This window comes from Streptomyces sp. NPDC048353 (genome assembly GCF_055587165.1).
This window is the reverse complement of the sequence record NZ_JBVJGU010000002.1, coordinates 715,484-727,764: the sequence shown is the minus strand read 5'-3', so window position 1 is coordinate 727,764 and position 12,281 is coordinate 715,484. Positions and strand designations below refer to the sequence as shown.

11 protein-coding genes are annotated in these 12,281 nt (G+C 72.6%); 2 read left to right on the top strand and 9 right to left on the bottom strand.

Annotated features, from left to right (window positions below; genetic code table 11):
• Window positions 1–2: 2 nt before the first annotated feature.
• From ACZ6RC_RS08725 to ACZ6RC_RS08690, 8 genes are all read right to left on the bottom strand, one after another.
• Entirely contained in the window at window positions 3–890 is an 888-nt protein-coding gene (locus tag ACZ6RC_RS08725) for a DUF5936 domain-containing protein (protein WP_391139464.1), read from the bottom strand.
• An 18-nt stretch (window positions 891–908) separates the two neighbouring features.
• The gene (locus ACZ6RC_RS08720) at window positions 909–1,847 is read right to left on the bottom strand and encodes a type II secretion system F family protein (protein ID WP_469580154.1); all 939 of its coding nucleotides are present in this window, start codon (window positions 1,845–1,847) and stop codon (window positions 909–911) included.
• A gap of 15 nt (window positions 1,848–1,862) precedes the next feature.
• On the bottom strand, window positions 1,863–3,203 hold the full coding sequence (locus ACZ6RC_RS08715) for a CpaF family protein (protein WP_391139466.1): 1,341 nt from the start codon (window positions 3,201–3,203) through the stop codon (window positions 1,863–1,865).
• Window positions 3,200–3,643: a TadE family protein gene (locus ACZ6RC_RS08710; RefSeq protein WP_469580150.1), complete on the bottom strand. Its 444-nt coding sequence runs from the start codon at window positions 3,641–3,643 to the stop codon at window positions 3,200–3,202. The genes ACZ6RC_RS08715 and ACZ6RC_RS08710 overlap by 4 nt, the downstream gene beginning before the upstream one ends.
• A 140-nt stretch (window positions 3,644–3,783) precedes the next feature.
• Window positions 3,784–4,161: a TadE/TadG family type IV pilus assembly protein gene (locus ACZ6RC_RS08705; protein WP_453613331.1), complete on the bottom strand. Its 378-nt coding sequence runs from the start codon at window positions 4,159–4,161 to the stop codon at window positions 3,784–3,786.
• Between the two features lie 3 nt (window positions 4,162–4,164).
• Window positions 4,165–5,454 carry a CpaE/TadZ family protein gene (locus ACZ6RC_RS08700; protein ID WP_453613328.1) on the bottom strand — a complete coding sequence of 430 codons (1,290 nt, stop codon included), beginning with the start codon at window positions 5,452–5,454 and terminating at the stop codon, window positions 4,165–4,167.
• A gap of 7 nt (window positions 5,455–5,461) precedes the next feature.
• Window positions 5,462–6,169: a Flp pilus assembly protein CpaB gene (gene cpaB, locus ACZ6RC_RS08695; RefSeq protein ID WP_391139470.1), complete on the bottom strand. Its 708-nt coding sequence runs from the start codon at window positions 6,167–6,169 to the stop codon at window positions 5,462–5,464.
• A 154-nt stretch (window positions 6,170–6,323) separates the two neighbouring features.
• Window positions 6,324–7,262: a hypothetical protein gene (locus ACZ6RC_RS08690; protein WP_469580145.1), complete on the bottom strand. Its 939-nt coding sequence runs from the start codon at window positions 7,260–7,262 to the stop codon at window positions 6,324–6,326.
• Between the two features lie 405 nt (window positions 7,263–7,667).
• Here ACZ6RC_RS08690 and ACZ6RC_RS08685 point away from each other — a divergent pair, with 405 nt between their 5' ends.
• On the top strand, window positions 7,668–9,377 hold the full coding sequence (locus tag ACZ6RC_RS08685) for a chitinase (protein ID WP_391139472.1): 1,710 nt from the start codon (window positions 7,668–7,670) through the stop codon (window positions 9,375–9,377).
• Between the two features lie 72 nt (window positions 9,378–9,449).
• Here the strand turns inward: ACZ6RC_RS08685 and ACZ6RC_RS08680 are convergent, their stop codons facing one another.
• Complete coding sequence (locus ACZ6RC_RS08680) at window positions 9,450–10,757, bottom strand: serine/threonine-protein kinase (protein ID WP_469580825.1); 1,308 nt, start codon at window positions 10,755–10,757, stop codon at window positions 9,450–9,452.
• Window positions 10,758–10,931: 174 nt separating this feature from the next.
• On the opposite strand from ACZ6RC_RS08680, the gene ACZ6RC_RS08675 reads away from it, so the two are divergent.
• Entirely contained in the window at window positions 10,932–12,269 is a 1,338-nt protein-coding gene (locus ACZ6RC_RS08675; RefSeq protein ID WP_453613320.1) for a M14 family metallopeptidase, read from the top strand.
• The last annotated feature ends 12 nt before the right edge of the window (window positions 12,270–12,281 follow it).

The following is a 12,281-nucleotide window of genomic DNA, read 5'->3' as shown; positions in this document are numbered from 1 at the left end:
GCTCACTCCCCCGTGACCGAGCCGAAGTCGGTCCCCGTGCCCAGGAACAGGCCCGCTCCGAGCAGGATCATCGTCGCCGGGACCATCAGCGTCGTGATCACCATGGTCGCCTTCGGGACCGCCTTGGCCGCCTTCCTGCGGGCGTTCTGGGCGTCGGTCCTGCGCATGTCGTTGGCGATCTGGATGAGGGTGTCGACGATCGGCGCGCCCAGCTCCTCGCCCTGCTGGAGCGCGGTGACGAACTGGGCGACCTGTTCGGAGTCGTTGCGGCGGCGCAGCTCGTCGAAGGCCTGGCGGCGGCTGACGCCCATGTCCATCTGGCGCAGGGTGATGCGGAGTTCGTCGGCCCAGGGGCCTTCGTACTTGTCCGCCACCCGGTCGAGGGCCTGGCGGAAGGCGAGGCCGGCGCTGACGACGACGGCGAGGACGTCGAGGAAGTCGGGCAGGGTGCGTTCGATCTGGTCCTTGCGGATGCGGATGGCCGACCAGATGCCGACCTCGGTCCAGAAGACGCCGAACGCGAAGAGGAGGAGGGCGACGAGGACGTCTCCGTTGGAGAGCATGACCAGGCCGCCGAGGCCGCCGAGGAAGCCGTAGACGGCGCGCCGGGCCCCGTACCGGTCGATGGTCAGGCCGCCGGGGTTGCCCGCGAGGTCGATGCGGCGCCTGACCTGGTTGACGCGGGTGGGGCCCATCGCGCGCAGGACGGCCGGGGAGTAGCGCATGCCGAGGCGGTCCACGACGGAGTCCACGGCTCCGGTGCGGGTGGAGCCGACCTCCAGGGCGAGCCGGAGGTCGTCGGGGAGCCGGGCGTCGGCGCGGTAGAGGCGGATGCCGTAGAGGATTCCGGTGACGGAGAGGGCGGCGGCGAGCGCGAGCAGCAGGTCCATGGTGTGTCTCCCGGCCCCTCAGACGTCGATCTTCGAGAAGCGGCGGATGACGGCGAAGCCGAGGACGTACAGGCCGAAGGCGAGGACGACCGCGGCCTGGCCGAGGCCGGATCCGGTCATCCGGTCGAGGGCGCCCGGCTGCATGTTGTCGATCAGGAACAGGGAGCCGATGCCGATGACGGGTACGGCGTAGGCGGTCATGCTCACCTGGGAGAGCTGGGTGCGGACCTCCCGCCGGGTCTCCTTGCGTTCCTCGAGGGTCTCGGTGAGGTTGCGCAGCGAGGCGACGACGGTGCCGCCGGCCTTGTTGGCGAGGACGAGGGTGGTGACGAGGACGACGAGTTCGCGGGAGGGCAGGCGTTCGGCGAGTTCGCCGAGGGCGTCGTCGATGGAGGTGCCGACGGCGAGCTGCTGGGCGACTTTCTCCAGTTCGTCGCCGGCGGGCGCCTCCATCTCGTCGGCGGCCATGCTGAGCGCCATCCGCAGGGCGAGTCCGGCCTCGGTGGCGTTGGCGAGGATGCGGGAGAGCTCGGGGAGCTGGTTGATGAACCTCTCGATCCGCTTCTGCCGCTGCCAGTTGAGGAAGCCGAGCGCGACCCAGACGCCGAAGAAGCCGCAGAGGGGGCCGAAGAACGGGGAGAGCAGCGCCTGCCCTGCGATCCACAGCGCGGTCACGGTCGCCGCCATGGCGGCGACGAACTCGCCGGGGGTCAGGTCGAGTCCGGTGGCCGAGATCCGCAGGTCGAGGCCGCGTCCGAAGCGGGTCCTCCGCAGGCGCCGGTCGAGGGCTCGGAAGCGGCGCCGTCGGCGGCCGGTCCGTTCCGGTTCGCCGGTGTGGGTGAGCCGGGCGACCAGGGCGGCGCGCTGGGCCGCCCCGGCGGCGTACAGCTGGACGCCGATCACGCCGAGGACGCAGCAGAGGAGCGCGACGCCGATCGTCAGCAGGGTCGGATTCATCGTTCGTGGCCTCTCCTACTTCGCTTCCCGGGTCGCGAGCTGCCCGTCCGACGCGGCCACGCCGTAGGCCTGGGGGATGGGCTGGCCGGCGAGGTAGAGCCGTTCGGCGACCCGGCGCGGCAGCGGGTGGTACGTGAACTCGCCGTGCACGCGCCCGTCGGCGGCGAGCGGCCGGGCGCGGAAGCGGCAGACGGTGGCGAGGGTGAACCGTTCGCGTCCGTCCGAGGCCAGGACGGCGATCTCGGTGATCCTGCGGGTGCCGTCGGCGTGCCGGGTGAGCTGGACCAGGACGTCGACGGCGCTGTTGATCTGGTCCCGGAGCGCCTCGAAGGGGACCTTGACCTCGGACATGGAGGCGAGGGTCTGGAGCCGCATGAGGGCGTCCTCGGCGGAGTTCGCGTGGACGGTGGCGAGGGAGCCGTCGTGGCCGGTGGACATCGCCTGGAGCATGTCGAGCGTCTCGCCGCCGCGGACCTCGCCGACGATGATGCGGTCGGGGCGCATGCGCAGGGAGTTGCGGACGAGGTCGCGGATGGTGACCTGGCCGCGGCCTTCGATGTTCGGGGGGCGGCTTTCGAGGCGGATGACGTGGGACTGCTGGAGCTGGAGTTCGGCCGAGTCCTCGATGGTGATGACGCGTTCGCCGTCGGGGATCAGCCCCGAGAGGGCGTTGAGGAGGGTGGTCTTGCCGGTGCCGGTGGCGCCGGAGACGATGATGTTGAACTTCGCCTGGACCAGGCCGGCGAGCAGCAGCAGCATGTGCTCGTCGAGCGAGCCGAGGCCGATCATCTCGGTGAGGGTGTACGCGCGGGGGAAGCGGCGGATCGTCAGGGTGGCCCCGGTCAGGGACAGCGGGGGGATGACGACGTTGACGCGCTCGCCGGACGGCAGGCGGGCGTCGACCATGGGGTTCGACTCGTCGACCCGCCGGTTGACGGTGGAGACGATCCGTTCGATGGTCTGCATCAGCTGTTCGTGGGAGGCGAAGCGGAGCGGGAGGAGTTCGACCCGTCCGGCGCGTTCGATGAAGATCTGGTCGGGGCCGTTGACCATGATCTCGGTGATGGACGCGTCTTCGAGGAGGGGTTCGAGGACGCCGAGGCCGAGCGCTTCGTCGACGACGCGGCGGATGAGCTGGGCGCGTTCGGCGGTGGAGAGGACAGGGCCCTCGCGGCTGATGATGTGTCCGAGGACGCGCTCCAGGCGGGCCCGGCGCTCGGCGGCGGCGAGCGCGGACATCTCGGTGAGGTCGATCTCCTCCAGGAGCTTGGCGCGGAAGGAGGCGACGAGGTGGCCGTCCTCCCTGCCGCCCGGGCCGTTCTCCTCGGGGGTGCTGATGCGGGCCCGCAGGCTCATGAGTCGTCCTCCTCGGACGCGGACATCGGCAGGGTCGCGGTCTTGGTGACGTTCCCGAAGTCCCAGAAGGGGACGACCGACGGGATCCGGACGGTCACCGTCGCCGTGACCTCCTCGGCCCCCTCGGGCGCGCCCACGGTGCTGCGCTCCGCGATCCAGTCGCTCATCGCCGCCCGGCCGGCCGCTTCCGGGGCGAGGGTCGTGTCGTCGTGGGAGGCGGCGCGGGCGGCGGCCCGGGCGCCCGTCCCGGCCTGCTGAGCGGCGTAGGCGGCGATGCCGAGCTGGATGCCGGCGAGGGCGACGAGGAGCAGGATGGGCAGGAAGCCGAGGTACTCGACGGCGACCTGGCCCCGGTCCCGGTTCCGGTGCCGACCCCCGATTCCCAGGCTCCCGCCGCTGACGGCCCCGTCCCGCCCGGCCCCGTGCCGTTTCCCGCGCACGCCGAAGGCCCCGGCCCCGCGCCGTTTCCCGCGCACGCCGACAGCCGCGTCCCGCCCGGCCCCGTGCACGCTGAAAGCCCCGTCCCTCCCGGCCCGCCGTACGCCGAAAGCCCCGTCCCGCCCCTCCCCGCGTACGTTCCTCACGGCCCCTCCCCCTCTTCCCGTACGGCTCCCGCCTCGCCGGTCACCGTGAAGGGGAAGCTGATCGCCCCCGGGAACAGCACCGGCACCCGGAGTCCGACCTCGGCGCGCACCATGCCGCCTCCGGACGGTCCGCAGTCGACGGACGCCCCCGAGGCCCACGCGCCGTCCAGGTGTCGTCTCGCGGCGCCCGCGCAGTCGCCGTCCACGGCGGCCTCCCGGGCCGCCTCGTCGGCCGCGTTGCCCGCGAGGGTGAAGGTGTAGCCGACCAGGACGCACTGCCAGAGCAGGACGAGCGTGAGCAGGATGAGGGGGACCATGCCGAGGAACTCGACGGCCACCTGTCCCCTGTCGTCGTCCCGGTACGACGTCGGCACGGCTCAGCGCCCCTTGCCGCGTCCGCGCCGCAGGCCCGTCGGCCCCCGGTCGCCTGACCGGTCGGATCCGCGCGCCACCCGTGCGAGCTGCTTCCCCGGCCCCGTACCGCCGCTCTGGTCGGCCGGGGCGACCAGGCCCAGTTCGCCCGCCAGGGACCACAGCGCCTGCTTCACCGTCGAGCGGGCGTCCAGTTCGTGGAGGCGGCCCGCGTCGACGACGCCCTGGAGCTCCTTGAAGTGGGCGGGGACGACGACGCCGGCCATCCGGGTGCCGGTGATCTTCTGGATGAGGGCCGGCTGGATCTCGGTGGCGCGGGTGTAGCGGTTGACCAGGCAGACGCTCTCCTCCGCCTTGCGGATCTGGAGCCGGTCCCACATCCGTACGATCCGCTTCGCCGCCCGGACGGCGACCACGTCCGGGGTGGTGACGAGGACGGCGGCGTCGGCCATCTCGACGGCGACCGCGCCGGCGCCGGTCAGATAGGTGCCGCAGTCGATGACCACGACGTCGTAGCGGGAGCGGAGCGCACCGATGATCTGGCGGGCGGAGCGGTCGGCGACCTCCTCGCCGCGTTCTCCCTCGCCGGGGGCGAGGAGCAGGGCGATGCCCGTCTCGTGGGTGTAGACGGCGTCCTGGAGGACGCGGGGGGAGATGTCGTCGACCGCCGCGAGGTCGGCGAGGGAGCGGCGGAACTGTACGTCGAGGTAGGAGCCGATGTCGCCGCCCTGGAGGTCCAGGTCGACGAGGGCGACGCTGCGGCCGGAGGCCTGGGAGGCGAGGGCGAGCTGGACGGCCGTGACGGTGGTGCCGACCCCGCCCTTGGCCCCGCTGACGGTGACGACCGTGCCGCCGGGGCCGGTCAGCACGTCGGGTCCCGCGCCGAGGTGGCGGCGGACGCCGACGGACCACTGGGCGGCGGCGTGAACGCGGCTGGCCAGTTCCTCGTATCCGAGGGGGAGGGTGACGAGGCCGCGGGCGCCGGAGTCCATGGCGGCGGAGAAGAGGACGGGGCTCGCGTCGGCGGTGATGAGGACGACGCCGACGGCGGGGAAGCGGAGGGCGACCTCGCGGACGAGCTCTAGGGCGGGGACGGGGCCGATGCGTTCGTGGACCAGGACGACTTCGGGGAGTTCGTCGAGGGATGCGGCGGCGAGCCGGGCGAGGGTGTCGACGAGGTGGGTGGAGTCGGCCACGGGCGCGGCCGGCTCGGCGTCGGGGAGCTGGCTGAGCAGGGTGACGACGGCCCGGGCCGCGTCCGGGTCGCCGACGGCCGGCAGGATCCTGGTGGTCATACCGGCCTCACTTGTCCTTGTCGAGCGTGTAGGTGCGGTCGCCGGGCTTGACGGGGGGTTCGCCGCCGGGCGCCACGAGGGCGAGTCGTACGTGTTCGGCGAAGGACTCGGCGTAGGCGACGCGCTGGGTGTCGAGGGTGCTCAGGGCGAAGGTGATCGGCACGGCCTCGGTGGCACGGTCGGCGCGGTCGTCGCGCTTGGCGTCGATCGGGGTGAGTTCGCCGACGTCGATGACGCGGGCGTTGCTGACGATGACCTTGGACTGGGCGGGCTGTCCGCCGCGTTCGCCGGCGAAGGTGGCGTAGATGTTGACCGTGGCACCGGGGGTGATCTTGCCGGCCACTCCGGTGGCGGCGTCGATCATGATGGCGATCTCCTGCTGGCCCGGCTGGAGCGCGGGACGCTCGACGATCATGTCGCTCTGCAGCAGCGAACCGGCCTTGAGGCCGGTCACGGCGATCTTCCCGTCGATGCGGGAGAGATCGGTGACGGCATTGGCCGAAAGCCATCGCTTCGGCATGGTGATCTTCTCGAAGTGGCGGGCGCCGAGCGGGGTGTACGGCGCCACGTCGCCCTTGACGCGGTACGCCGTCACTTCGGGGCCGACCTTGGAGTTCACGTCGCTCATCACGGAGAGGACGCCGGCGAACGCTCCCAGGGCACACAGGACGGACAGCAGCAGGATGATGACGCCACGGCGCTGGCGGGAGTTCATTGCCGTACAACCTCGATCGGTGACATGGGACTCGGCGGGCAGGGACCGGAGGGCGGGACCATCGGGCGGTGCGGGACCAGCGGGCGGGACGAGAACATCGGGCGGTGCGGGGGCGCGGGCGTCGGGCGTGACACGGATGGGGTTCCGGGTGGCGTTACGGGATGCGGGCCGTGGAGGCGTGGCGGCCGGATGCCGGGGTGTGACGCCCGGCGGCCGCAGCCCGGTGTCCGGCGGCGGCCTCCTCCGGCCGGCCCGCCGGGGCCTGATGACGGACGGTCGGCAGCGGGGCGGAGCAGAAGCCGCAGCGGTCCCCGATGAGTTCCATCGCGCACCAGTGGCAGGTCTCGCGCCGGACGGAGGAGACGAGTTGGTGCAGGACCGGCAGGTCGGGCAGATAGGCGGCGAACTCGACGATCCTGCCGGTGCCCCACCATCGTGGCGACTCGGCGGGCAGCGGGGCCTCCTGCACGCCCCTGACCTGCCATCCCGGTACGAGGGTGCCGGTCGGCCAGTCGCTCTGGAGCTGCCCCCGGGCGAGGACGAGTTCGGTGACGAACTCCGGTCCGGGGGGCGGCGGGACGCCCGGGCCGATCCTGTCGAGCTGGGGAACGGGCCCGGCGAGGACGGCGAACTGGGCGCCCGGGAGCCAGCCCTTGACGTGGGACTTCAGGCTGACGGGCACCCGGTCGAGCTTGGCGACGGAGCCGAGGACGGCCCCGGCGTAGATGTAGTGGGCGAGGAGCCGGGCGGCCGAGGCGATGACGCCGGGGCTGAAGTCGCAGACGGAGAGCTGCCGCAGCTGGCGGGCGAGGACGGCGGTGCCGAGGGGCGGCAGGTCGGTCTTGACGAGGGCGATGCGGTCGCTCTCCAGCAGTGCCCGGATCGCGTGCAGACGTCGCTCGGTGGCGGTGGGCACGGAGGAGGGGCAGAGCACGATGACGTAGCCGTACCGGTCGAGGAGGAGCTGGAGTTCGGCGACGGCGGAGGCGAGCGGCTGGGTCTCGGGCGCGGGCAGGACGACGGCGGCGGGGGTGCGGGGGTCGGTGGGCGGCAGCACCAGGTCGGCGCTGGTGACCGCGATCGCTGTCGGCACGTCGAGCTCCCCCGTCCACGTCACTCACTGCGGTCACCGCGTCACTGCACTCGCGGATGCCACTGCACTTTATCCACGTCTCGCGGGCTGGTGAACACACAATCCGCCAAGCGGCAGGGGTTTTCCCGGGTCCGGCGCTGGGCCCCCGGTGGGCCCGGCGTAGGCCCGGGCCTGGGCCGCCCCTGGGTCCGCACCTGGGCCCCCGCTGGGCCCGGCCGTGGGCCCGCCTCCGAGCGCCCCGCCGGGCACCCGGAACCGCCCCCGCCGCCCGGTTCCTCCATCCCCCGCCCAACGTCCCGTCGTGCCACAGGTCTTGACAACTGAATTGGTCTGGACCAACTTGTTCCCTCAGCGGTGGCCACCGTTCCGTACCTCCACCTCCCACTCCCCCTCCGGAGGCAGCCAGTGGACCGCACCACCACACGCTCGTACCGTCGCAGAGCACTCGGCGGAGCGCTCGCGCTCGCCGTCGGCTCCGGACTCGTCCTCGTCGGCGGCGCCGGCACCGCCCAGGCCGCCGACGTCAACGTCGCCAAGAACGCGGGCTTCGAGTCCGGTCTCGCCAACTGGTCCTGTAGCGCGGGCAGCGGCGCGGCCGTCTCCTCGCCGGTACGCACCGGCGCCGGGGCGCTTCAGGCCACCCCCGCCGGCCTCGACAACGCCAAGTGCACCCAGACCGTGACCGTGAAGCCCAACGCGCGCTACACGCTGAGCGCCTGGGTGCGGGGCGGCTACGCCTACCTCGGCGCGGCCGGCACCGGAACGACCGACGTCTCCACCTGGACGCCCGACAGCCCGTCCTGGAAGCAGCTGACGACCACCTTCACCACCGGCGCGAGCACCACCTCCGTGCAGATCTACACCCACGGCTGGTACGGCACGGCCGCCTACCAGGTCGACGACGTCAGCGTCTTCGGCCCCGACGGAGGCGGCGGCACCGACCCCGACCCCGTCGTCCCGGCCACCCCCGCGGGCCTCGCCGCCGGTGCGGTCACCACGTCCTCCGTCGCCCTGAACTGGAACGCGGTCTCCGGCGCCACCGGCTACAACGTCTACCGCGGCACCACCAAGGTGCAGTCCGTGAGCGGGACGTCGGCCACCGTCACCGGGCTCGCCGCCGACACCTCGTACCAGTTCCAGGTCTCCGCGACGAACGCCGCCGGCGAGTCCGCGAAGTCGGCCGCCGTGACCGCGAGGACGAGCAAGACCACCGACCCCGGCCCCGGGCCGGCCGTGCCCAAGCACGCGCTGACCGGCTACTGGCAGAACTTCGACAACGGCGCCACGGTCCAGAAGCTGCGGGACGTGCAGTCGCAGTACGACATCATCGCCGTCTCCTTCGCCGACTCCACGGCCACGCCCGGTCAGATCGTCTTCAACCTCGACCCGGCCGTGGGCTACGCCTCGGTCGCCGACTTCAAGGCCGACATCGCGGCCAAGAAGGCGGCCGGCAAGTCCGTGATCATCTCGGTCGGCGGCGAGAAGGGCAACGTCACGATCAACAGTGACGCCTCCGCGACCGCCTTCGCGAACAGCGCGTACGCCCTGATGCAGGAGTACGGCTTCAACGGCGTCGACATCGACCTCGAGCACGGCATCAACTCCACGTACCTCACCAAGGCGCTGCGCCAGCTGTCCGCCAAGGCCGGTTCGTCGATGGTCCTGACGATGGCCCCGCAGACCATCGACATGCAGAACACCGGGACCGAGTACTTCAAGACAGCGCTCGCCGTGAAGGACATCCTCACGGTGGTCAACATGCAGTACTACAACAGCGGTTCCATGCTCGGCTGCGACGGCAAGGTGTACAGCCAGGGCTCGGTGGACTTCCTCACCGCGCTCGCCTGCATCCAGCTCCAGGGCGGTCTGGACGCCTCCCAGGTCGGCCTCGGGGTGCCCGCCTCGACCCGGGGCGCCGGCAGCGGCTACGTCGACCCGTCCGTCGTGCGCAACGCGCTGGACTGCCTGACCCGCGGCACCGGCTGCGGCACGTTCAAGCCGTCGCAGACCTGGCCGAGCCTTCGCGGCGCGATGACCTGGTCGACCAACTGGGATGCGACGGCCGGGAACGCCTGGTCGAACGCGGTCGGCCCGCACGTCCACAACCTGCCGTAAGACCCGCCGGCAAGACACTTCTTAGGAACCTCCCCCGCAGCGCCGCCGTTTCCCCGGCGGCGCTGCGCGCGTTCACCCCTCCAGATGGCGGTCGAGGACGAGGTCGAGCTGGGCGGCCCACTCCCGTACGCGGGCGGCGCGGCCGTTCACCTCGCACTCGTACGTGCTGCCGTCCCGGAGCGTGACGACGACGCGGAACTGCCGTCCGCGCCACGGGGTCTCCTGGGCGACGGCTCCGATCTCGTCCCAGCCGAACTCCGCCTGCTCGCCGAACAGCTCGAAGGCGATCCCGTCGGCGTCGGCGATGATCCCGCACTCGCCGTCGGCGGCGATGAGCGCGGGCCCGGACGGCGGGGCCGACGGCATCGGCGGCATCGGCGCCGGGGAGGAGGGCGAGGCGGCGGCCGGCGGCGCTACCGGAGGCGGCGGAGGCCCGGCGGGCTGCTCCGGCGGCGCTACGGAACCGGGCGCGCGGTCCCGTACGGGGGCCGGCGCAGGGGCGGCGGCCGGTGGCCCGACCCGTACGCCCGGCCCGCGCCGCGCCTCCCCCACGTCCTGGGTGGGCAGCGCGTGCGGAGGGACCGCGTCCCGCACGTCGGCGGGCACGTGCGGCGCCGCGACCACCGTCGGCGTCGGGGCGGGGCCCGGGGCGGGCGCCGCCGGGGCGGTGAGGACGTCGAGGATCCCGCCCGGTGCCGGCCGGGCGGCCGGGTCCTTGGCCAGGCATGCCGCCACCAGCCCCCGCAGCGCGGCCGGGACCGCGGAGAGGTCGGCGGGCTCGTGGACGGAGCGGTACATCAGGCCCATCGGGGTCCCGTCGCCGAAGGCCCGGCCGCCGGCCGCCGCCACCAGGACCGCGCCCAGCGCGAAGACGTCGGCGGCGCCGGTCACCTCCTCGCCGAGGGCCTGCTCGGGGGCGAGGTACCCCGGCGTCCCGAAGGCCGTCCCGGTGGCGGTGAGCCGGGTCGACTCGACGGCGCGGGCGATCCCGAAGTCGAGGACCCGGGGCCCGTCCGAGGCCATCACGATGTTGCCGGGCTTGAGGTCGCGGTGGACGAGCCCGCAGCCGTGGATGGCCTCCAGCGCCTCGGCGAGCGCGGCCCCGAGCGCGCGCAGCCGCGCTTCGGGCAGCGGGCCCTCGGCGGCGACGAGCCCGGCGAGGGTCGGCCCGGGGATGTACGCCGCGGCCAGCCAGGGCGCTTCCGCGTCCGGGTCGGCGTCCACCACCTGCGCGGTGTGGAAGCCGCCGACCCTCCGGGCGGCGGCGACCTCGGCGCGGAAGCGGGCCCGGAAGCCCGGGTCCGCGGCGAGTTCCGGCCGGGCGACCTTGACGGCGACCGCGCGTCCGCCGCGCGAGCGCGCCAAATACACGGTGCCCATGCCGCCTTCGCCTAGCTTGTGCTCGACCTCGTACGTACCGATCAGCGTCCCCACGCGGGACAGTATGGCCGAACCCGACACCTTGACCTGTGCATGCCAGGACTTCACGATGTGGCCCGGACACCCGCACCGAGTTCTGTCGCACACCCCCACACTCCCCACCCAGGAGACAGCATGCGACTTCGCATCCGCGGAGGAAGGTCCGCCACACTCGCGGCCCTGCTGGCGTTCGCCGTGGCGGCGCCGCTCTCCGTCAGCGCGACCCCCGCCGGGGCCGGCCCGGCGCCGACCGCCGCCACCGAGGAAGTGATCCGTCAGTACGAGGTCACCGGACCCGCCACCCCCGCCGCCAGGACCGCCCTCGCCGCCACCGGAGTCTCGGTGGACGAGGTCGACGCCCGCTCGGTCGTGGTCAGCGCCACCGCCGAGCAGCTGAGGAAGGTCAAGGCCCTCGGCTACCGGGTGACGCCCCTGCCCGGACCGCCCGACCGTTCCATCGAGGGGCTCGGCGTCCGGCCGCTGGACTTCCCCTCCGCCGACTCGAAGTACCACAACTACGCCGAGATGAACGCGGAGATCGACCAGCGCCTGGCCCAGTACCCGGGCATCATGAACAAGCGGGTCATCGGCAAGACGTACCAGGGCCGGGACATCATCGCCGTCAAGATCAGCGACAACGTGGGCACGGACGAGGCCGAACCCGAGGTCCTCTTCACCCACCACCAGCACGCCCGCGAGCACCTGACCGTCGAGATGGCGCTCTACCTCCTGCGCGAGCTCGGCGCCGGCTACGGCACGGACTCCCGGATCACCAACGCGGTCAACGGCCGCGAGATCTGGATCGTGCCGGACCTCAACCCGGACGGCGGCGAGTACGACATCGCCTCCGGCTCCTACCGCAGCTGGCGCAAGAACCGGCAGCCCAACAGCGGCTCCAGCTACGTCGGCACCGACCTGAACCGCAACTGGGACTACAAGTGGGGCTGCTGTGGCGGCTCATCGGGCTCCAAGAGCTCCGAGACCTACCGGGGCACCGCCCCCGAGTCGGCCCCCGAGGTGAAGGTCGTCGCCGACTTCGTCCGCTCCCGCGTGGTGGGCGGGAAGCAGCAGATCAAGGCCGGCATCGACTTCCACACGTACAGCGAGCTGGTGCTCTGGCCGTTCGGCTGGACCAACGCCGACACCGCCCCGGGGATGACCCAGGACGACCGGAACGCCTTCGCCGCCGTCGGACAGAAGATGGCCGCCAGCAACGGCTACACCGCGGAGCAGTCGAGCGACCTCTACATCACGGACGGGTCGATCGACGACTATCTGTGGGGGTCGCAGAAGATCTTCGGGTACACCTTCGAGATGTACCCGGCCTCCTCCTGGAACGGCGGTTTCTACCCGCCCGACGAGGTCATCGAGCGCGAGACGAGCCGCAACCGGGACGCCGTCCTGCAGCTCCTGGAGAACTCCGACTGCATGTACCGCTCGATCGGCAAGGCCCAGCAGTACTGCACCGGCTGACGGGCCGACAGG

What these genes read in the sequence shown, in the direction of transcription:
- ACZ6RC_RS08725 (WP_391139464.1), bottom strand. Translation starts at nt 890, where the DNA reads ATGGACCTGCTGCTCGCGCTCGCCGCCGCCCTCTCCGTCACCGGAATC.
- ACZ6RC_RS08720 (WP_469580154.1), bottom strand. Translation starts at nt 1,847, where the DNA reads ATGAATCCGACCCTGCTGACGATCGGCGTCGCGCTCCTCTGCTGCGTC.
- ACZ6RC_RS08715 (WP_391139466.1), bottom strand. Translation starts at nt 3,203, where the DNA reads ATGAGCCTGCGGGCCCGCATCAGCACCCCCGAGGAGAACGGCCCGGGC.
- ACZ6RC_RS08700 (WP_453613328.1), bottom strand. Translation starts at nt 5,454, where the DNA reads ATGACCACCAGGATCCTGCCGGCCGTCGGCGACCCGGACGCGGCCCGG.
- cpaB (WP_391139470.1), bottom strand. Translation starts at nt 6,169, where the DNA reads ATGAACTCCCGCCAGCGCCGTGGCGTCATCATCCTGCTGCTGTCCGTC.
- ACZ6RC_RS08680 (WP_469580825.1), bottom strand. Translation starts at nt 10,757, where the DNA reads ATGGGCACCGTGTATTTGGCGCGCTCGCGCGGCGGACGCGCGGTCGCC.
- ACZ6RC_RS08675 (WP_453613320.1), top strand. Translation starts at nt 10,932, where the DNA reads ATGCGACTTCGCATCCGCGGAGGAAGGTCCGCCACACTCGCGGCCCTG.